Origin of the sequence: Nonomuraea gerenzanensis (assembly GCF_020215645.1) — a bacterium.
Taxonomy (GTDB): Bacteria; Actinomycetota; Actinomycetes; order Streptosporangiales; family Streptosporangiaceae; genus Nonomuraea; species Nonomuraea gerenzanensis.
The window spans coordinates 11,851,523-11,871,326 of sequence record NZ_CP084058.1; the positions used below are offsets into that span (position 1 = coordinate 11,851,523).

Below are 19,804 nucleotides of genomic sequence, written 5' to 3' on the forward strand. Positions count from 1 at the left end.
CGGATTACCTCTAGTCAAGCACGCAATTCCAGCAAGGTGATCTCGGGCGGCGCCCCCACGCGCACCGGAGGCCCCCAGAAGCCCGCGCCCCTGGTCACGTACACCTGCGTGCCGTCCACCGTGGCCAGCCCCGACACCACCGGCTGCTGCAGCCCCACCACCAGGTTGAACGGCGCGATCTGCCCGCCGTGCGTGTGCCCGGAAAGCTGCAGGTCGACGCCGTGCCCGGCGGCCTGGGCCACCTGGATCGGCTGGTGCGCGAGCAGCACCGTGGAGCGGCTGGTGTCGCGCCCGCCGAGCGCCTTGGCGAAGTCGGGCCCGTCGCCGCCGGCGGCGCCGCCGACGTCGTTCACGCCCGCCAGATCCAGCACGGCTCCCTGGTGAGCGATCTCCACCCGTTCGTTGCGCAGCGAGCGTACGCCGAGCTCCTTGAGCTCCTCGATCCACTCGCCCGGGCCCGCGGCGGTGAAGTACTCGTGGTTGCCGGTCACGAAATAGGCCCCGTAGCGGGACTCCAGGCTCCGCAACGGCCGCGCCAGCGCACCGAGCTGGGCCACCGTCCCGTCCACGAGGTCGCCCACGATCGCCACCACGTCGGCCTCCAGCCCGTTGATCATCCGGACGATCCGCTCGGTGTGGCCGATCCCCGTGAGCGGGCCCAGGTGGATGTCGCTCACCACGGCGAACCGCAGGCCGCTCAGCCGCGGGTCCAGCTTCGGCAGCGTGACCTTGACCCGTTCGATCACCGGGTCACCGAGCGCGCTCGACATGCCGTACCCGACCGTGCCCAGCGCGCCGACCCCCGCGACGGCGGCGGTGGCCCGCCCGAGGAAGAGCCGCCTGCTCAGGGCCGGCGGCTCACCGCCCGCCACCACCGCGATCGGCTCAGCCGCCGTATCCGCCACCACCGCGACAGGCGCCGCGACCGCCGCCACCGGCTCGGCCGGCTCGGCCGGCTCGGCCGGCTCGGCCGGCTCGGCCACCGTACCCGCCGCGACGGGCGCAGGCGGCGCGACCGGCTCGGACGCCCGCTCGCGCCGCTCCACCCTGCGCAGGAGGTACGCGGCCACCCCGCGCGGCACCTCCAGCACCACAAGGATCACGACCAGGTAGAACATCACCGCCAGCCAGATGTACCCCGGCCAGGCCACCCAGCTCTCCAGCCCCATCCTCGTGCCCACGAACGTCGTCACGAGCACCGCGAGCAGCGCGACCAGACTCCAGGTCAGCACCTTGCGCACCCGCCCAGGACGGGTCGCCTGGCGCACCAGCCGATGCCACAGGTACCAGTGCGCCAGCAACACCAGAGCCACGAAGATCAGGACGAACACACCCACGATGCTACTTCCGGAAATTCCGGAAACAGCGCCCCACGTCCCTGTTCAGCGCGTGACCACGGCCACTCAGGACTTCGTCGCAGGTTTCTTCGCCGGAGCCTTCTTGGCAGGCGCCTTCCTCGTGGTGCTCTTCGTCGTCGTCTTCTTGGGCGCCGGCGCCCGCTCACGCCGCTCGGCCAGCAGCTCCGCCGCCCGCTCGATCGTGATGTCCTCGACCGTGTCACCCTTGCGCAGCGACGCGTTCGTCTCGCCGTCGGTCACGTAAGGCCCGAAACGCCCCTCCTTGACCACGACCGGCTTCTTGGAGTTGGGGTCGTCGCCCAGCTCGCGCAGCGGCGCGGCAGCCGCCGCCCGGCCCCGCCCGCGCTGCTTGGGCTGCGCGAACAGCTCCTTGGCCTGCTCGATCGTGACCGTCAGCAGCGCCTCCTCCGAGGCCAGCGAGCGGGAGTCGGTGCCCTTCTTCAGGTACGGGCCGAACTTCCCGTTGTGCGCGACGACCTCCTGGCCCTCCAGCTCACCCACGACCCGCGGGATCGACAGCAGCTTGAGTGCGTCGTCCAGCGTGATCGTGTCCAGCGACATCGACTTGAACAGCGAGCTGGTGCGCGGCTTGGGCGCGTCGGCCTTCTTCGTCCGCCGCTTCGGGGCGTCCTCGTCGGCGGCCGGCTCAGGCAGGACCTCCGTCACGTACGGCCCGTAGCGCCCGTCCTTGGCCACGATCATGTGCCCCGTCACCGGGTCCTGACCGAGCTGCCGGTCACCGGTCGGCCGCGAGAACAGCTCCTCGGCCTTCTCCGCCGTCAGCTCGTCGGGCGTCATGTCCTCGGGCACGTTGACGCGCGCGCCGTCCCTGTCGAGGTACGGCCCGTACCGACCGACCCGCAGCACGATGTCGGTGCCCTTGACCGGGAACGAGCTGATCTCCTTGGCGTCGATGTCACCCAGGTCGGTGACCATCTCCTTGAGACCCTCGTCGCCGTCGGCGCCGTAGTAGAAGCGCTGCAGCTCCGGCACCCGCTCCGCCCGGTCGTTGGCGATGTCGTCGAGCACCTTCTCCATCTCGGCCGTGAAGTCGTAGTCGACCAGGTTCCCGAAATGCTGCTCCAGCAGGTTGACCACGGCGAACGCCAGGAACGACGGCACCAGCGCCGTGCCCTTCTTGAACACGTAACCGCGGTCGAGGATGGTGCCGATGATCGAGGCGTACGTCGAGGGCCGGCCGATCTCCCGGTCCTCCAGCTCCTTGACCAGCGACGCCTCGGTGTAGCGCGCCGGCGGCTTGGTCGAGTGGCCGGCCACGTCGAGCCGCGTCACGCTCAGCGCGTCGCCCTCCGCCAGGTTCGGCAGCCGCTTCTCGGAGTCGTCGCGGTCGGTCGAGGGGTCGTCGGCCCCCTCCACGTACGCCTTCAGGAAGCCGTAGAACGTGATCGTGCGACCGGACGCGCTGAACTCGACGTTCTCGCCGGCCGACGACCTGCCGCCCACCTTCACCGTGATCGACTCGCCGACCGCGTCCTTCATCTGGGACGACACGGTGCGCTGCCAGATCAGCTCGTACAGCCGGAACATGTCGCCCGACAGCCCGGTCTCGCCCGGCGTGCGGAACTCCTCGCCCGACGGCCTGATCGCCTCGTGCGCCTCCTGCGCACTCTTGACCTTGCTGGCGTAGACGCGCGGCTTGTCGGGCACGTACGAGGCGCCGTACAGCTTGATCGCCTGCGACCGCGCGGCCGCCACCGCCGTCTCCGACAGCGTGATGCTGTCGGTACGCATGTAGGTGATGAACCCGTTCTCATACAGCCGCTGCGCGACCTGCATCGTGTACTTGGCGGAGAAGCCCAGCTTCCGGCTGGCCTCCTGCTGCAATGTGGTCGTCCGGAACGGCGCGTACGGCTTACGCGTGTACGGCTTGCGCTCGACCGACTTGACCGCGAACGAGACCCCCTGGAGCCGCCCTGCCAGCTCGCCCGCGGCGGCCTCCGTCAGGTGCAGCACGTCGGCGCCGCTCTTGAGCTGCCCGGTGCTGGCGAAGTCGCGCCCCTGCGCCACCCGCTTGCCGTCGACCCCGGTCAGCGTGGCGGTGAAGTCGCGCGGGCGCTCCTCCGGCTTGTTCGTGTCGAACAGCGCCTGCAGGTCCCAGTAGTGGGCGGGGGTGAACGCGATGCGCTCCCGCTCGCGCTCCACCACCAGCCGCGTCGCCACCGACTGCACCCGGCCGGCCGACAGCTTCGGCTTGACCTTCTTCCACAGGACGGGGCTGACCTCGTAGCCGTAGAGCCGGTCGAGGATGCGCCGCGTCTCCTGGGCGTCCACCAGGCGGAGGTTGAGGTCGCGCGGGTTGGCCACGGCGTCTCGGATCGCCTGCGGGGTGATCTCGTGGAACACCATGCGGTGCACGGGCACCTTGGGCTTGAGCACCTCGCGCAGGTGCCAGGCGATGGCCTCGCCCTCGCGGTCCTCGTCGGTGGCGAGGTAGAGCTCGTCGGCGTCCTTGAGCAGCTGCCGCAGCTTGGCGACCTGCGAGCGTTTGTCGTGGTTGACGACGTACAGCGGCTCGAACCCGTGCTCGACGTTCACCCCGAGGCGGGCCCATGGCGCGCCCTTGAACTTCTCGGGGATGTCGTCGGCCCGCTCCGGCAGGTCGCGGATGTGACCGATGCTCGATTCGACGATGTAGCCGCGCCCGAGGTACCCGGCGATGGTCTTCGCCTTGGCCGGCGACTCGACGATCACCAGGCGTGTTCCGCCGGCGCTGCCGTTCTTGGCTGGCACGCTGCTTCCTACCTCGCTGTTCGCTTGCAAATCCCCCTGCCGGGAGTCGGCACAGACTGAAAGGTAACCCGACTCGCGGAAATTTCCTTCCCCCGGGCTACCCACTCGCTTCCGGGTCCACCCACAAGCACGCAGAATAAGGCCCATCGAGCGGCATGGCGCCCTGACTCACCCTGGAGACTAATCGTTGTGCTCGACTACTCCTACATGGATATCTTCATTCCACGCGATCTCACTCGCGAAGCAGCACGTCAACTGCTCACCGAACACGCAGAGTACGGGAAGTGGGAGCTCGCGCGCGTCCGCGTGCACCCCGACGGCAGCCGCCACGTACGCCTGCGGCGTAAGATCATGCGAGTACGCAGCACCCTATGAACCCCGGACATGGCTTTGCCCGCCCCGGGCCGCGCCCCCGGAACGGGCAAAGCGTCTACGGCGGGCTACTCACGGACGGTGAGCAGCAACCGGATCGTGTTACGTATGCGCTGATTCCTTACTTACGGCCGAACCGGAACCGGCGGGCCGTCGCGAACATCGTCGCCGAGGCGGCGAGCATCGAGCCGAGCAGAAGCGCGAGCACCGAGCCGGTGTTCATGCCGGTCACGCCGGCGGGCTGCGCGGCGCTCATCAGGCCGACGTCCGGCACGGGCAGGCTGCGGGTGGCCGAGGACACCGCGCCGCCGGCCGGGGTGGAGGCGACCAGGTCGGTGGCCGGGGCCAGCGGGGAGGCCGAGCGCGAGGTGGCGCGGCCCTTGCCGTCGCTCGGGGCGGACATCGCCGTCCGCTTCGGCTGCTCGGGGCTCACGGGCAGGCCGGGCAGCTCGGGGAGCTGCGGCAGGCCGAACGTCCTGGAGGCGTCCTCGACGGCGGGCAGCTGCCCGGTGACGTTCCCCACCCCTTCGAGCTGCTTGGTGACCTCGGCGACGTTGCCGTAGCCCTCCGCCTGCTTGGCGACGGTGCTCACGCCCGGCACCCGCTTGGCCAGCTCGGCCGCGCTGCCGAGCTGCTGCACCTGCTGGGTGACCTCGCCGACCTTGCCGCCGACCTCCTGGGCGCCGCCCAGCACCGGCAGGCTGGGCGTGATGGGCAGCAGCCCGCCCTTGGCCGCCGCGACCTTGCTGTTGGCGCGGGCGAAGCGCTCGAACCCGTCAGGGCGCTCGAACCCGGGCGTGCCGACGTGCGAGCCGCCGAGGCATCCGGCGGCGGCGTCACCCAGGACGGCCGCCGCGTTGCCGCAGATGTTGACCGGCGCGGCGATCGGCGCGACCGCCTGGTTGCCGCTCAGCACGCCACCGGCGCCCGAGGTACGGTTGCCGCCCCCGCCGATGCCGTGGTGCGCCCAGACGCCCGCCCCGCCCCTGCAACGGGCGTGGGAGAGGCCGAGCACCGCCGCCGCGTTGCCGCAGACGTTGATCGGCGCCGCGATCGGCGCGACCGCCTGGTTGCCGCTCAGCACGCCACCGGCGCCCGAGGTGCGGTTGCCGCCCGCGTTCCTGCCGGACTTGCGGACGGTCGCGCCGCCCTTGCATCCGGCGAACGCGTGACCGAGCACGGCCGCGGCGTTCCCGCAGACGTCGATGGGGGCGCTGATGGGCGCGACCGCCTGGTTGCCGCTGAGCACGCCGCCCGTACCGGAGGTGCGGTTGCCGCCGGAGCCCGAGTGCTCCACCTTCGAGCCGCCCTTGCACCCGGCGGACGCGTTCCCCGCGGCGTTCCCGCAGACGTCGATCGGCAGGCTGACCGGGGCGACCACCTGGTTGCCGCTGCCGGCCCCGAAGCGCCCGTCGGTGTCGTTGCCCGTCGATCCGGCGGCCTGGTGGCGGGCGAAGTAGCGCTGGCCGGGGCCACCGTTGTTGGTGACGGTCGAGCCGCCGCGGCAGCCGGAGAAGGCCCGCCCGACCACCGCGACCGAGTTGCCGCAGATGTTGATCGGCGCCGAGATGGGCGCGACGACCTGGTTCCCGCCGAGCACACTGCCGTTGCCGGACGTACGGTTGCCGCCCACGCCCTGCCCGGTGTTGTGCACGGCCGAGCCGCCGACACACCCGGCCGTCGCGTCACCGAAGATCGCCAGTGCGTTGCCGCAGGCGTTGATCGGCGCGGAGATGGGCGCGGAGATCTGGTTGCCGCCGAGCACGCTGCCGTTGCCGGAGGTCTGGTTGCCGCCCGCGCCGCCCCTGCCCTGGGTACGGACGGTGGCCCCGCCCTTGCAGCCCGCGTCGGACTTGCCGATCAGCGAGACCGCGTTGCCGCAGGCGTTGACCGGGACGCTGATCGGCGCGTTCACCTGGTTGCCGCCGCCGACGGAGCCGTTGCCCGAGGTGTCGTTGGGGATGCCGGGACGGCCCTGGTTGATGACCTCGGCGCCGCCCTGGGAGGTGGCCTCCGACTTGCCGATGGCGGCGGCGGAGTTGCCGCTGATGTCGATCGGCACGGAGATCGGCAGGTCGACCTGGTTGCCGCCGGCGACGGACCCGTTGCCGGAGGTGTCGGCCAGCGCGGTGCCGCCGGCCCCGAACGACATGACGGCCACGGCCAGCAGGGCCGCGGGGCTCGTTGCCTTTGCCCACGTACGCATGATGAATGCTCCTAGTGGTTCTTGGGGGGATTACCTGAACGGGTCCGCGGGCAGCCCGAAGGCACGCGTCGAGCACGTGCACAGCGGGTATCGGGATGCGCGAACCGGTGGAACGAGGACTGACGTGTGTCACCCGCGGGCGGAGGGATCGATGCCGCACTCCGCCGCTCTACCGTTGACGATCGGACCACCGGAGGCTCGGGCCCCGGGCCGGCTGCTCTGGTGTGCGCAGGCCCGCTGAGGCGTCGCCCTGATGGGCGCCCTGAGCCGTCGTCGCCCCGGCCGGCTCGCATCGAGCCGAGGTCCAGGTGCGGGGATCAGTCAGGTGAGAAGGAAGGGTCGTCCGCCGCTGTGCGGACGACGGGGGGAAGCAGGCGCGCCACGGGGACGCGCCCGGCCTGGAGCCGCGGGTCGTAAGCAGACCGCACGGCATCCCCTGTCGCAGGCCCGAAGGGACCGCTGCCGCCGCCGTTGGGCACCAGACCATCGGTGTCCAGGATCTTCCCGGCGGAGGAAGGTGCGGGCAGGCCAGGGTCCCGCTGACTGTTGAGGCCGTCGACCGTGCGACCGGCCATGGCCTCGGCGTTGTCCGACGCCGAGACGGGGGCGGTGAGCCCGTGCTGCGCGGTGCCGCCCGAGCTCCCTGCCGCACCTGTCACGGCGGTGGCATCCGCCGTGCCGGTGTCGGTGGACCCGGTCGTGCCTGTCGCCGCGGTGGTATCCGCCGGGTTGGTGCCCGTGCTCCTCCCGGCCGCACCTGTCGCCGCGGTGGCATCCGCGGCCGCCGGAGCGGCGGCGAGCGTACCGAACACAACAGCAAGCAGCCACCCGGCGGCCACCAGGGCGCCAATCGCGACTGCCCGCACGACGACCCGCCGGGCACCGGCCGCGAACCGCGCCATCCGGTCACCCAGCCCGGTGGTCGGGCCCTGAGCCGGGACAGCCTGGACAGTCACGCGCGGGCGGCGCGCAGCACGGGCCTTCGCCCTCAGCCGCTGCACCGCCACGCGCGTCACTTGCCCTCCCGAGCTCCAGAACCGGCCTCACGTCGTGAGGCCGGTCCGTGGACTCACCCCTCAACGATCCGTAACCGTAGCAGCACCCAAAGTTGTCGCAAGGCCTTTTCCCCTGAGTCCCAGAAATTCACCAACTCCCCGGGCCGCGAACCCTCCCCAACCCCCACAACCCGTCCCCCTCGTCCCCACGCCGGCCCCATCAGGAGCCCCAGACGGGGTATCGGGGGGTGGTGAGAGGTCTCTCTGGCGGGGTACGGATTCTTGGTATGACGCACTCCTCAGAGTTTGCTAACCTTACGGAGCCGACGCGAGATGACGGTCTCGCGTGCAGGCACCAAGTCCGGGTGGCGGAATAGGCAGACGCGCTAGCTTGAGGTGCTAGTGCCCAGTGATGGGCATGGGGGTTCAAGTCCCCCCTCGGACACCATGAAGGCGCCAGGTCTCTGACCTGGCGCCTTTGCTTTCTCTCGGCCATGAGCCGTTCATCCGGGGCTGTCGGCTTGGGGCCATGGGCTCAACATGCAAGTCGCAGAGGAAGATGACGCATCTGGTACGCCATCGACGACACCGAAACGACCATCTGGCTCACCAAGGTCGCAACCGGTCACCTCAGGACGTCCGAGCGACGAAACCGCCAGGCACCGCGGAGAGGGCGGCGTCGGGAGAGACGGGATGACGGCAAGCCGGTCGTGCGCCCATGGTCGTGTGCAGTCGTTCCAGTGTCGCGACAATCGAGCCCTGTCTCGCGCGAGAATCTCCCGGTAGGCCCACCTACGAGGAAGAGGGCCCTACTTGCGGTGAGGAGGATTCCGCCGGCGAGCACGGCTGCCAGGGCCGGACGGCCGAGGTGCAGGTAGTGATTTTTCATGATCGAAGACCGTACGGTCCTTGATCGGGGTGGTCGAGCGGTTCCTGAAGGCTGGCGCATCCGCCACCGGCGACCTTACGCACCGCAGTGAAGGAGTGGCTCGCTGCGCGGACGCGAGCAAGGTCGCGGCGCGGAGATGAGCGACTCGCGACGCGGCGCGGAGGCGAGCAAACTCGCGACGCGACGTGGGCGGCTCACGGCACGCACGCGGCCGAGCTCGTCGCCCGGATGAACCGGTCGACGACCGCGGCGAGCTCCACCCCCGCATCCTCCTGCAGAAAGTGACCAGCACCGGCGATGGTGGGATGGACCAGGCCACGAGCACCGGGGATGCGCCCGCTGAGCGCGCTGTGGTCCCCGCGGGTGACGTGGTCCTGATCGCTGAACGCACACAGAAACGGCAGCTCCAACCTTTCCAGCACCTCCCAGGCCGCCCGCAGCACCGGCGTGTACGCATCCTCCGGAGAAATCGGGATGAGCAGGGGAAACTGCCGCACCCCCGTCACATACGACTCGTCCGGATAGGGCGCGTCGTAAGCAGCCAGCACCTCGGGGCCCGACTCGGTGACAGTCATCGCCTGCACGATGGCCGACGGCAGGAACGGATAGGTGCGCTGGCTCGACTGCAGCCAGGAAGCCATCATCGGCCAGCCGGCCCCGAGGTCCTCATCCCCGGTGCTCAGTCCGGTGTTGCTGGCAACCACGCGCCGGAACCGTTCCGGATGGGCGGCCAGCAAGGGGAGGCCGAGCGCCCCGCCCCAGTCGTGGCAGACCAGGGTCACCTCCCGCAGGCCCAGCCGGTCCAGCACGGCCTCCCGCAACCAGCCCAGATGCCGGTCGTAGGTGTACACGTGCCGGTCCACGAGCTTGTCCGACTTGCCGAACCCGATCAGGTCGATGGCCACGCAGCGGTGCCCGGCCTGGACGAGCGGCGGGATGACGTGCCGGTACAGGTAGCTCCACGACGGGTTGCCGTGCAGCAGCAGGACGGTCTCGCCCGAGGGGTGCTCGGGCGACTCGTCCAGGTAGTGCATCCGCAGCCGGCCGCCGTCCACGGTGAGGTAGTGCGGTTCGAAGGGGTAGTCAGGGAGGTCGGCGAAGCGCGACTCCGGGGTGCGCAGGATGCGCAGGTCCTGGGGGTCTGTCGTGGTCATGCCTCATGAGAGGGAGCACGGCAGCCAAGTGTGACGTTCAGGCGGACGGGCTCGTCCCGGACGTCTCGCGCAGGAACGAGACGATGAGGTCGGTGACCTCGGCCGGTCGTTCCATGCTCGGCAGATGACCGGCCCAGGGCAGCTCGACGTGGCGGGCGGCGGGCAGGAAGGTGGCGGTGTCGCGGAAGTCGGGCAGGTCGTGGGCGCCTGACACGGCCAGGCACGGCATCGTGATGCCCGCCGGGTCGACCTCGGGCTTGACCGGTCCTGCCACGCCCTCGGCCAGTTGCAGCTCGTAGGCCCGCAGCTGCATCTCGCGTACCAGTCGCTTGGCGTCTTCGCCCGCGTCGGGGCCGAGCGAGGTCTCGACCATGAGCTGCGCGGCCGCGGCGAGGTCGCCCGCCTCGACGAGCGCGTCCTCGCGATCCCCCAGCGCGCGCCGCTCGGGGGTGGGCTCGCGGCCGGGCAGGGCGGCGGCGAGCAGGATCAGTGCCGCCACCCGGTCGGGATGGGCGGCTGCGGTCTCCACGGCCACCTTCCCGCCGTAGGAGGAGCCGATCAGGGTCACCTGGTCGAGGCCAAGGCTGTCCAGCAGGTCCAGCAGGTCGCCCGAGTTGCTGTACGGCTGCGCCGGCAGCGGGCTCTGGCCGAAGCCGCGCAGGTCGCAGCGGATCACCTGGAAGCCCGCATCGGCCAGGGGCTGCCACTGGGGATCCCACATCCGCCGGTCGCACACTCCGGCGTGGAGCAGCAACACCGCAGGTCCGTGGCCGTTGATGTCATAGGGGAGAGTCATCCGGCAGACATTACCGGGGCGCAGGGGCCGATGCGCAGGGCGAGCAGGGCCACGTCGTCGGTGAAGTGGTCGCCGCGGTGGCGCAGGAGCTGGTCGCACATCTCCTCCAGGGGGAGGTGGCGCAGGTCCGAGGCTCGGTGGGCCAGGCTGTCGAGGCCGTCGTCGAGGCTGTGCGCGGGGTCTTCGACGAGCCCGTCGGTGTAGAGGAGCAGGGTGGAGCCGACGGGGATGAGCTGGGCGTGGTCCGGGCGGGACAGGTCGGTGGTGACGCCCAGCGGGTGGCCGCCGTCGGCGCGCAGGTAGTGGGCGGGGCCGTCGGCGGGGACCAGGAGCGGGGGCGGGTGGCCGGCGCTGCTCCAGCACAGCCGCCTGCCGGAGCCGGGGCACGGCTCCAGGCGGCCCAGCAGGACGGTGGCCATCGGGCCGCCGTGCAGGCCGTGCAGCACCTCGTCCAGCCGGCGCAGGATGTACGAGGGCGGCTCGCACTGCTCGTAGGTGATCACCCGCAGCATGGTGCTGATCCGGCTCATGATGGTGGCCGACTTCAGGTCGTGCCCCATCACGTCGCCGACCATGAGGCAGGGGACGCCGTCGGGCAGGATGATCACGTCGTACCAGTCTCCGCCGATCTTGGGCAGGGAGCTGGAGGGGCGGTAGCGGGCGCAGGCGTGCAGGCCGGATGGGTCGGGCATGTCCGGCAGGTCCGGGAGCAGGCTGCGCTGGAAGTCCTCGGTGCTGCGGCGGAGGCGGTCGTAGAGGCGGGCGTTCTCGATGGCGACGCCGGCCGCGCTGGCCAGGGCCGCGATGATGCGTTCGTCGTCGCCGGTGAACGGGCCGCCGGTGCGCTTGTCGGCGAAGTACATGTTGCCGTAGACGGTGCCGCGCACCAGGACGGGCGTGCCCAGCAGCGTCCGCATCACCGGGTGCCCGGCGGGGAACTCGCGGAAGGCCGGGTGGGCCTGCAGGTCGTCCACGCGCATGGGGCGGGGGTGGGCCACCAGCTCGCCGAGCAGGCCGTGGGTGGTCGGCATGCGGCCGATGGCGTCATACACCTCCTGCGAGACTCCGCATGTGAACAGGTCGGCGAACTGGCCGTCCTCGTCCAGCACGCCGAGGGCGCCGTAGCGGGCGTCCACCAGGTCGGCCGAGACCTCCACGATGGTGCGCAGCGCCGCGTTCAGCTCCAGCTCCGAGCTGATCGCCAGCACGGCCTCCAGCAGGTGCTTCATCCGGTCGTGCAGGTCGCGGATCTGGCCGAGGCTCTCCTGCAGCCGCTGCAGGTCCTCGGCGCCCAGCCGCCCCAGGAATCCGTCGAACGCGCCCTCTTGCGGCTCCCCTCCCACGTCAACCCCCGATGCTCTCGCCTGCCTCATGCCCCCCGGTCATCCGCATGACACCTGGCCGGACGGCAGGCTCTGGACAACACGCGCGTGACGTGATCTGACGGAAGTACAGCGCCGACGATCACAAACGGGAGCACTGGAACATGAGTGACACGCCGCGACTGCACAGAGCCGGCACGACCCTGCTGGATCGGGCTCGCGACCTGCGTACGCTGATCGAACGCGAGGCGGGCCGGGCCGAGACGGAGGGGAAACTGACCGCGCCCGTCGTGGACGCCCTGCACGAGGCGGGCGTCTACGGCTGCTGGGTGCCGGAGCCGCTCGGGGGCGCCGAGCTGTCCCCCCGGGAGCTGCTCGGCCTCTTCGAGGAGCTGACGTACGCCGACGCCTCGACGGGCTGGGTCGTCATGGCCACCACCCTGGAGAACGGCACGGCGGGCGCCTACCTGGGTGAGGACGCCGTGGAACGCCTCTTCAAGGGCCCCCGCATGCCGCTGATCGCGGGCCAGGGCACCCGGCCGGGCCTCGCCGTACGGCAGGAGGGCGGGTTCCGCCTGAGCGGGCGGTGGAGCTTCGCCTCGGGGATGTATCACGCGCAGTACGCCCACAGCGCCGCCGCCGTCGAGGGCACCGACGAGGTACGGATCTTCATCACCCCGATGGAGGACGTCACGATGCTCGGCAACTGGGACGTCCTGGGCCTGCGTGCCACGGGCAGCGTCGACTACACCATCGACGGGGCGTTCGTGCCGGAGTCGCAGTCCCACGACTTCCGCACGACCGAGCCGCTGCGCGGCGGCGCGATCTACCGCCTCGGGCTGCTCGACCAGGCGCTGATCTGCCACTCGGGCTGGGCGCTCGGCATCGGGCGGCGGCTGCTGGACGAGCTGGCCGGGTACGCGGCCGCGCGCAGCGGGCGGCCCGGCCAGCTCGCCGGCAGCGACGCCTTCCACGCCGGCTTCGCCCGCGCCGAGGCGAGCTTCCGCGCGGCTGCGGCGCTGATCAGGCAGACCTGGGACGGCGTGGAGCGCACGCTGGACGAGGGCGGGCGGCTCAGCACCAGGCAGGAGACGATGGTGCGGCTCGCGCTCAACCACATCACCTCGACGGTGACCGAGGTGGCCGGGTTCGTCTACGCCTCGGGTGGCACCACGGCGCTGCGCGACGGGCTGATCCAGCGGCTGTTCAGGGACGCGCAGGCGGGTGCCGCACACGTCCTGTGCGGGCCGCAGGCGCTGCGGGAGTGCGGGCGGGAGCTGGCGGGGCTCGCCCAGGGCCAGTCGTGGGCGGTGCTCGAGCTCTTAGACATTTAGCTAATGTGCTAAATATAGAGCCATGACCGGATCTCACGACGAGACGGGGGTCTTCCGGGCGCTCGCCGACCCCACCAGGCGCCAGATCCTGGAGGACCTGCGGGGCGGCGAGCTGGCCGCGGGGGAGATCGCCGGGCGCTTCTCGATCAGCGGGCCGTCCATCTCGCGGCACCTCGGCGTGCTCAAGGGAGCCGAGCTGGTCACCGAGCGGCGTGACGGCAACCGCATCCTCTACTCACTGGTCGAAGAGCGGCTGGCGAGCTGTGTCGGGCGGTTCCTCAGCGCCGTGTGCCCGGAGCAGATCGTGCTGCGCCACACCAGGTGGCGCCGTCCGCAGGAGAGTGAGGACTCATGAGACAACCCCGCCTGTCCAGTGTCGTCGAGCGCCGCCTGCTGGTGAACTACCGGGTCGATCCCGAGGCGGCGGCGCGGCAGCTGCCCGCGCCGCTGCGGCCCCAGCTCGTCAACGGCTACGCCGTGGCCGGCATCTGCCTGCTGCGGCTGGGCGGCATGCGGCCGGCGTGGGCGCCGCGCGGGGTGGGGCTGCGCAGTGAGAACGCCGCACACCGGTTCGCCGTCGAGTGGGACGGGCCGCGCGGGGTGGAGACCGGCGTCTACATCCCGCGCCGCGACACCGCCTCGCTGGTCAACGCCTGGGCCGGGGGCCGGGTGTTCCCCGGCGAGCACGGCCGGGCCGACTTCTCGGTACGCGAGACGCCGCACGAGCTGCACGTCGCCTACGCCACCCGCGACGGCGGCACCCGGGTCAGCGTCGAGGTGGAGGTGACGGCGGAGCTGCGCGGCAGCGAGCTGTTCGAGGACCTGGAGCGGGCTTCGGCGTTCTTCCGCGGGGGCGCCAAGGGATACTCGGCGACCGCGTCGGGGGTGCGGCTCGACGGCATGGAGCTGCGTACCGAGCGGTGGGCCGTGGACGCCTGCCGGATCCGCTCGGCCGGTTCCTCGTTCTTCGAGGATCCCGGCCGCTTCCCCGGCGGCAGCGCGGTGCTCGACTGCGCGCTGGTGATGCGCGGGGTGCCGGCGGTGTGGCAGCCGCTGCCCGCCATGGCGGCGTCCTGAGCGATGAGTTCCGGCGGCGGGCCGGGTCTGAACCTGCGACAGACGTACTCGGAGAGACGAGGTTCCGACATGACCGCCACCCACATCCTGCGGCGACCGGACGCGCGGCTGCGTTACGAGGTGCGCGGCTCGGGGCCGCTGCTGGTGGTGACCGGCGCACCGATGGCCGCGGCGGACTTCGCGCCGCTGGCCGAGGCGCTGGCCGCCGAGTTCACGGTCGTCACGCACGATCCCCGCGGCATCTCCGGCAGCGTGCTGGACGACCCCGAGCAGGACTCCACGCCCGAGCTGCGGGCCGACGACCTGGCGGCCATCCTCGACGACCTCGGGGCCGAGTCGGCCGACGTGTTCGGCAGCAGCGGCGGCGCGGTGACGGGGCTGGCGCTGGTCGCCCGGCATCCCGCGCGGGTGCGTACGCTCGTGGCGCACGAGCCGCCCTGCGTGGAGCTGCTGCCGGACGCCGCCGAGCAGCGGGCCGCGGTGGACGACATGATCGAGACCTTCCATCGCGACGGGCTCTGGGCGGCGTTCGCGAAGTTCATGGGCAACGCCGGGTTCGAGCAGGACGAGGCCGCGGGGCCGCCGCCGTCGGAGCAGATGGTGGCCGACAGCTCCCGCTTCTTCGCGCACGAGCTGCGGGGCACCACCCGATACGTGCCCGAGGTCGAGGCGTTGCGGGCCGGCCGGGTGGTCGTGGGGGTCGGGGCCGAGTCGGGGCAGCTCGTGACCTATCGGACGTCGGTGGCGCTGGCCGAGCTGCTCGGGGTGACGCCGGTGGAGTTCCCCGGGGAGCACGGGGGGTTCATGGGGCATCCGGAGGAGTTCGCGCAGGTGCTGCGCAAGGTGTTGTAGGCGGTCGTTCGGCTGCGCGAGGCGGTCATTCGATCGCGCGAGGTGCTGTAGGCGGTCATTCGCCGGGCAGACCGCGATCCGGTGACTCCCAAGTGACTTCCAAGCCACCGCTCCTAGGTTGGCGGCCATGAAGCTGATCTACCGGGAGCAGGCGCTGCGCGAGCGGGCCAGGGGGCGTGCGCCCGTACGGATGCCGCTGGTGATCAGCGGGCCGTCGTTCCTCGTCCTGTGGATCGCGGTGGCGATCGTCGTGACGGCCGGGATCGGCGTGACCGCGCTGGCGCTGGGGACGGTGCGATGAGGCGGCGCGTCCCCGTCGTGCTGCAGAACACCGACACCGAGTGCGGCGCGGCCTGCCTGACCATGGTGCTGGCCTGCCACGGCCACCGCACCACGCTGCACCAGGTCGCCGACCGGCTGGGGGTCGGCAGGGACGGGCTGAGCGCCAGGGCGCTCGTGGACGGCGCGCGCGAGCACGGCCTCCAGGCGCGGGCCTTCTCGCTGGCGCCGGAGGATCTGGCGCGGGTGCCGCTGCCGGCGGTGGCGCACTGGGAGTTCGGCCACTTCCTGGTGGTGGAGCGCTGGTCGCCCGACCGGGTGGACGTGGTGGACCCCGGGCAGGGGCGGCGGAGGCTGACGCCGGAGGAGTTCGGGGCGGGGTTCACCGGCGTGCTACTGGTGTTCCAGCCGGGCGAGGGGTTCCGGCGGGGGTCGTCGTCGATGGCGGGGGCCTGGCGGCGGGAGTTCGCGCGCACGCTGCTGCGGCGGCGCAGGGGGCTGCTGGCGCAGATCGTGGCCGCCTCGCTGCTGCTGCAACTGCTCGGGCTGGCGCTGCCGCTCTTCTCCGAGCTGCTGGTCGACACCATCGTCCCGGCGCGGGCCGAGCAGGTGCTGCCGCTGCTCGGGTTGTCGATCGCGCTGGCGGGGGCGGCGCAGTTCGTGATCGGGTACTTGCGGGCGGCGCTGCTGGTCGCGGTGCGGGCCAGAGCCGACAGGGAGCTCACCGAGAGCGTGGTGGGGCATCTGGTGGCTCTGCCGTACCGGTACTTCACCCAGCGCGCCAAGGGCGACCTGGTGACGCGGGCGGCCGGGGTGTCCACGCTGGGTGACATCCTGACGGGGCAGGTCGTCGCGGCGCTGCTGGACGGGCCGCTGGCCGTGGGCTACCTGGTGCTCGTCCATCTCTGGGATCCGGTGTTCGGGCTGGCGCTGACCGGCGTGGCCGTGGCGCAGTCGGTGTTGCTGCTGGCCACCACGGGCCGGATCGCCACGCTCACCCACCAGGAGCTGGCGGCGCTGTCGGCGGCGCAGAACAGCCTGATCCAGACGATCACCGGCATCGAGACGCTGAAGGCGTCGGGGGCCGAGCGGCAGGCCGTGGACCAGTGGTCGGCGCACTTCGCCAGGCAGCTCAACGCCGACGTGCGGGCCGGGCTGACCAGGGGCCTGCTGGAGGCGGCGCTGTCGGCGATCAGGGTGACGGCGCCGCTCGGCCTGCTGTGGCTGGGCGCCTGGCGGGTGCTGGACGGCCAGCTCACGCTCGGCACGCTGATCGCGTTGAACGCGGTCGCGCTCGGCGCGCTGACCCCGCTGGGCTCGCTCATGACGGGGCTGCAGAGCCTGCAGCAGGCCGGGGCGCACTTCGACCGGCTCTCGGACATCCTGGCCGCCGAGCCCGAGCCGAGCGACGGCATCGAGGTGCTGCGGCTGCGCGGCGCGGTGGAGCTGCGCGCGGTGAGCTTCCGCCACGGCCCCCGCGCCCCCTGGACGGTACGGGACGTCTCCGTCTCCGTCTGCCCCGGCCAGAAGGTCGCGCTGGTGGGCGCGTCGGGGTCGGGCAAGAGCACGCTGGCCAGGCTGCTGCTCGCGTTGCACGACCCGGTCGAGGGTGAGATCAGGTACGACGGCGTGCCAGCCGCCGAGCTGAACCTGCGCACGTTGCGCCGCCAGTTCGGCGTGGTCACCCAGGAGCCGTCGCTGTTCAACGGCTCGATCAGGGAGAACATCGCGCTGAACGATCCCGCCGCCACCATGGATCGGGTGGTCGCGGCGGCCCGGCTGGCGGCGCTGCACGAGGAGATCGCGGCCATGCCCATGGGGTACGAGACCGTGCTGACCGACGGCGGCGGCCTGTCGGGCGGCCAGCGGCAGCGCCTGGCCCTGGCCCGCGCCGTGCTGTCACGCCCGAAGATCCTGCTGCTCGACGAGGCCACCAGCAACCTCGACAGCGCCACCGAGGCCGTCATCGAGGCCAACCTCGGCACGCTCGCGCAGACCAGGATCGTGATCGCGCACCGGCTGAGCACGGTCAGGGACGCCGACCTGATCCTGGTGATCGACGGCGGCCGGGTCGTGCAGCGCGGCACCCACGACGAGCTGATCGCGGCAGGCGGCAGGTACGCCGAGCTGGTCGCCGCACAGACGGTGCTGACTTGATCTTCGTCTAGGAGAACACTGACGGCAAAGGCTCTCGGGGGACCCATTCCGTCAGGGGCACACGATGAAGAACATTCACCCCAAGGTCGAAGAGGCGCTCGACACCCTCCACCTCACCCCCGTCGCCAGGAGGCGGCTGCTCACCGGAGCCGGCCTGGCCAGCGCCTCGGCCGCGGCCACCGCGCTGCTGAGCGCCTGCTCGTCCGGGCAGAACCAGCCGGCGGCCACCGGCGGGGCGGGCACGGCCGGGGACTTCCCGGCCACGCCGAAGTGGAAGTTCGTCCTGGTCTGTCCATCGTGATCATCGCGCACAACCACGCCCAGGTCCTGGAGGTGTGCGACCGGGTGAACCTGCTGCAGCACGGCACGATCACGTTCGACCGGCCCACGGCGCAGACCTCGCTCGCCGAGCTGACGGAGCTGGTGGTGGAGGAGTATCGAAGAGCGCGGATCCGGGGCCGATCCCCGTGACGCGGTAATCCTGGGGCGTTCGGAGGGACTACTGGGTGTGGACGATCCCGAAGAACGATTCACCGACCTCTACGACCGGCACTACCGCAACGTGCTGGGCTACGCCCTGCTGCGGGCCGACCGGGACGTGGCCGAGGACGTGTCGAGCGAGACGTTCCTCGTGGCCTGGCGGCGGCTGGCCGACCTGCCGGAGCCGCCGCTGCCCTGGCTGCTCGGGGTGGCGCGCAACCTGCTGGCCAAGCAGCGCGACTCGCGCCACCGGCGGCAGGCCCTGGTCGATCGCATCGCCGCGCTGACCACCGCCCGCGACCACGAGGCGTGGGACGTGGCCGAGCACGTCGTCGACAGGGAGACCGCCCTGGCCGCGCTCTGCGCGCTGCCGGAGCAGGACGTGGAGGCGATGGTCTTCGCCACCTGGTACGGGCTGCCGCCCGAGCAGGCGGCCGGCGTCATGGGCTGCTCGGTGCGCACGTACAACGTCCGGTTGCACCGCGCCCGCAAGCGGCTGGCCCGCGCGCTGAGCCTCGGCGGCGGCCCGCGTCCGCGACTGCTCGACACACCCTTGGAGGACCCCCGATGACTGACCGTACGTTCGCCAGGCTCAAGCCCGAAGGGCTGGACGAGCTCGCGGAGGACGGTTACCGGCGACGCCGCGCGGCCGACCTGGCCCGCGCCTTCGCCACCCCGCGCACCTTCGCCGCCCCGCGCGCCTTCGCCACCCCGCGCGCCCACCCCGGGTCCACGCACCCGCGCCTGCGCCGGCGGCGCCCGTTCGTCCTGGCGGCGGGCACCGTCGCGGCCGGGCTCGCGGCCGTCGCGGCCACCTTCACGGCCACCTTCGTGGTCACCGGTGACCCCGCGCCCCGCCAGGCCCCGCCGTCCGCCCGGCCGGTGCTGGATGCGCGCTCGTTCCTGCTGGCCGCCGCCACAACCGCGCGCCGCGAGCCCGCCGAATCGGGCCGCTACTGGTACGTCAACGAGCGCGTGCTGCAGAAGGTGCACGTCGCGCCCGAGGAGTACGCGGCCGAGATCAAGAAGCTGGCCGCGACGTTCGAGCAGCGGGAACGGGAGCTCAAGGGCGACCTGAGGCGGCTCGAAGCGGCACGCGAGGAGTTCGAGCAGCAGGTCGGCGAGCTGAAGAGGCGCGAGCTGCCGTACACGGCCTACGCGGCCGACACCACCGAGAGCTGGCGGGCCATGCGTCCCGGCGAGGCCGGCCGCAGCGTGCGCGGGCAGGACGTGGCGGTCACGTTCGGCTCCCCGCAGGACGAGGCCGATTGGCGCGCGGCCGGCTCGCCCGCGCTGGTGGAGCGGGGGAAGCGGACGCACGAGGACAACACCCCCCGGGTGTTGTCCATCGACAACCCCGGCCTGACCCTCCAGAACGTCTCCGCGCTGCCCACCGGCAAGGACGAGCTCAAGCGACGCCTGGACGAGCTGTGGCGGCGCAGCCCCAACACGGCGGGCGCCGACAAGGCCGGCTACCTGTGGCAGACAGGCGTGGACCTGATGACCGCGCCGATCAGGCCCGGCACCCGCTCCGCCCTCTACCAGGTGCTGGCCGACCAGCCGGGCATCACCGCCCAGGGCGAGGTCACGGACGCGCTGGGGCGCGCGGGGGTCGCCCTGTCCTCGTCCACGGCCGACGGGGTCTCCTTCCGGCTCGTCATCGACCCGGAGACGGCCGAGTTGCTGGAGTACGACGTGGCGGATCAAGGGGTGACGCAGCTGCGGGTGGCGCTGGCCGGCATGGGCTTCACCGACGAGCTGGGCCAGCGGCCCTGACCTTCC

General features: G+C 71.8%; 18 protein-coding genes and 1 tRNA gene. 12 read left to right on the forward strand and 7 right to left on the reverse strand.

From position 1 onward, the window contains the following. Positions 1 to 14 precede the first annotated feature (14 nt). Both LCN96_RS55285 and topA read right to left on the reverse strand, forming a co-directional pair. Positions 15 to 1,331, reverse strand: a complete 1,317-nt coding sequence (locus tag LCN96_RS55285) for a metallophosphoesterase (protein WP_225270375.1) — start codon at positions 1,329 to 1,331, stop codon at positions 15 to 17. Between the two features lie 72 nt (positions 1,332 to 1,403). Then, positions 1,404 to 4,109, reverse strand: coding sequence for a type I DNA topoisomerase (topA, locus tag LCN96_RS55290; protein WP_225270376.1), 2,706 nt, complete (start codon positions 4,107 to 4,109; stop codon positions 1,404 to 1,406). 189 nt (positions 4,110 to 4,298) lie between these two features. Here topA and LCN96_RS55295 point away from each other — a divergent pair, with 189 nt between their 5' ends. Further along, a complete protein-coding gene (locus tag LCN96_RS55295) occupies positions 4,299 to 4,484 on the forward strand; it encodes a DUF5703 family protein (protein WP_138709921.1) in 186 nt (61 codons plus the stop codon). A gap of 118 nt (positions 4,485 to 4,602) precedes the next feature. Here the strand turns inward: LCN96_RS55295 and LCN96_RS55300 are convergent, their stop codons facing one another. Both LCN96_RS55300 and LCN96_RS55305 read right to left on the reverse strand, forming a co-directional pair. Continuing rightward, entirely contained in the window at positions 4,603 to 6,687 is a 2,085-nt protein-coding gene (locus LCN96_RS55300; RefSeq protein ID WP_225270377.1) for a chaplin family protein, read from the reverse strand. Between the two features lie 317 nt (positions 6,688 to 7,004). Then, positions 7,005 to 7,703: a hypothetical protein gene (locus LCN96_RS55305; RefSeq protein ID WP_225270378.1), complete on the reverse strand. Its 699-nt coding sequence runs from the start codon at positions 7,701 to 7,703 to the stop codon at positions 7,005 to 7,007. 338 nt (positions 7,704 to 8,041) lie between these two features. Between LCN96_RS55305 and LCN96_RS55310 the strand changes: the two genes are divergently transcribed. After that, positions 8,042 to 8,130 (forward strand) — tRNA-Leu (locus LCN96_RS55310). 635 nt (positions 8,131 to 8,765) lie between these two features. Here the strand turns inward: LCN96_RS55310 and LCN96_RS55315 are convergent. Genes LCN96_RS55315 through LCN96_RS55325 form a run of 3 tightly spaced genes read right to left on the reverse strand, consistent with a single transcriptional unit; the run spans position 8,766 to position 11,864 of the window. After that, positions 8,766 to 9,725, reverse strand: coding sequence for a haloalkane dehalogenase (locus tag LCN96_RS55315; protein ID WP_225270379.1), 960 nt, complete (start codon positions 9,723 to 9,725; stop codon positions 8,766 to 8,768). Between the two features lie 37 nt (positions 9,726 to 9,762). After that, positions 9,763 to 10,521 (reverse strand): alpha/beta fold hydrolase, encoded by a 759-nt coding sequence (locus LCN96_RS55320; RefSeq protein ID WP_225270380.1) that lies wholly within the window; start codon positions 10,519 to 10,521, stop codon positions 9,763 to 9,765. Next, the gene (locus LCN96_RS55325; protein ID WP_225270381.1) at positions 10,518 to 11,864 is read right to left on the reverse strand and encodes a PP2C family protein-serine/threonine phosphatase; all 1,347 of its coding nucleotides are present in this window, start codon (positions 11,862 to 11,864) and stop codon (positions 10,518 to 10,520) included. The genes LCN96_RS55320 and LCN96_RS55325 overlap by 4 nt, the downstream gene beginning before the upstream one ends. A 143-nt stretch (positions 11,865 to 12,007) precedes the next feature. On the opposite strand from LCN96_RS55325, the gene LCN96_RS55330 reads away from it, so the two are divergent. From LCN96_RS55330 to LCN96_RS55375, 10 genes are all read left to right on the forward strand, one after another. Then, positions 12,008 to 13,177, forward strand: coding sequence for an acyl-CoA dehydrogenase family protein (locus LCN96_RS55330; protein ID WP_225270382.1), 1,170 nt, complete (start codon positions 12,008 to 12,010; stop codon positions 13,175 to 13,177). Positions 13,178 to 13,199: 22 nt separating this feature from the next. Beyond that, a complete protein-coding gene (locus tag LCN96_RS55335; protein WP_225270383.1) occupies positions 13,200 to 13,532 on the forward strand; it encodes a metalloregulator ArsR/SmtB family transcription factor in 333 nt (110 codons plus the stop codon). Beyond that, positions 13,529 to 14,254 (forward strand): DUF2071 domain-containing protein, encoded by a 726-nt coding sequence (locus LCN96_RS55340; RefSeq protein WP_225270384.1) that lies wholly within the window; start codon positions 13,529 to 13,531, stop codon positions 14,252 to 14,254. The genes LCN96_RS55335 and LCN96_RS55340 overlap by 4 nt, the downstream gene beginning before the upstream one ends. Positions 14,255 to 14,323: 69 nt before the next feature. Next, entirely contained in the window at positions 14,324 to 15,106 is a 783-nt protein-coding gene (locus tag LCN96_RS55345) for an alpha/beta fold hydrolase (RefSeq protein ID WP_225270385.1), read from the forward strand. A 127-nt stretch (positions 15,107 to 15,233) separates the two neighbouring features. Further along, positions 15,234 to 15,407 (forward strand): hypothetical protein, encoded by a 174-nt coding sequence (locus LCN96_RS55350; RefSeq protein WP_225270386.1) that lies wholly within the window; start codon positions 15,234 to 15,236, stop codon positions 15,405 to 15,407. Beyond that, positions 15,404 to 17,542, forward strand: a complete 2,139-nt coding sequence (locus tag LCN96_RS55355) for a peptidase domain-containing ABC transporter (RefSeq protein WP_225270387.1) — start codon at positions 15,404 to 15,406, stop codon at positions 17,540 to 17,542. The genes LCN96_RS55350 and LCN96_RS55355 overlap by 4 nt, the downstream gene beginning before the upstream one ends. A 64-nt stretch (positions 17,543 to 17,606) precedes the next feature. After that, complete coding sequence (locus LCN96_RS55360; RefSeq protein ID WP_225270388.1) at positions 17,607 to 17,843, forward strand: hypothetical protein; 237 nt, start codon at positions 17,607 to 17,609, stop codon at positions 17,841 to 17,843. Continuing rightward, positions 17,840 to 18,013 carry a hypothetical protein gene (locus tag LCN96_RS55365; protein WP_225270389.1) on the forward strand — a complete coding sequence of 58 codons (174 nt, stop codon included), beginning with the start codon at positions 17,840 to 17,842 and terminating at the stop codon, positions 18,011 to 18,013. Before LCN96_RS55360 ends, LCN96_RS55365 begins: the two co-directional genes overlap by 4 nt. A gap of 37 nt (positions 18,014 to 18,050) precedes the next feature. After that, a complete protein-coding gene (locus LCN96_RS55370) occupies positions 18,051 to 18,593 on the forward strand; it encodes an RNA polymerase sigma factor (RefSeq protein WP_225270390.1) in 543 nt (180 codons plus the stop codon). Further along, on the forward strand, positions 18,590 to 19,798 hold the full coding sequence (locus LCN96_RS55375; RefSeq protein ID WP_225270391.1) for a CU044_5270 family protein: 1,209 nt from the start codon (positions 18,590 to 18,592) through the stop codon (positions 19,796 to 19,798). The genes LCN96_RS55370 and LCN96_RS55375 overlap by 4 nt, the downstream gene beginning before the upstream one ends. Positions 19,799 to 19,804: the final 6 nt, after the last annotated feature.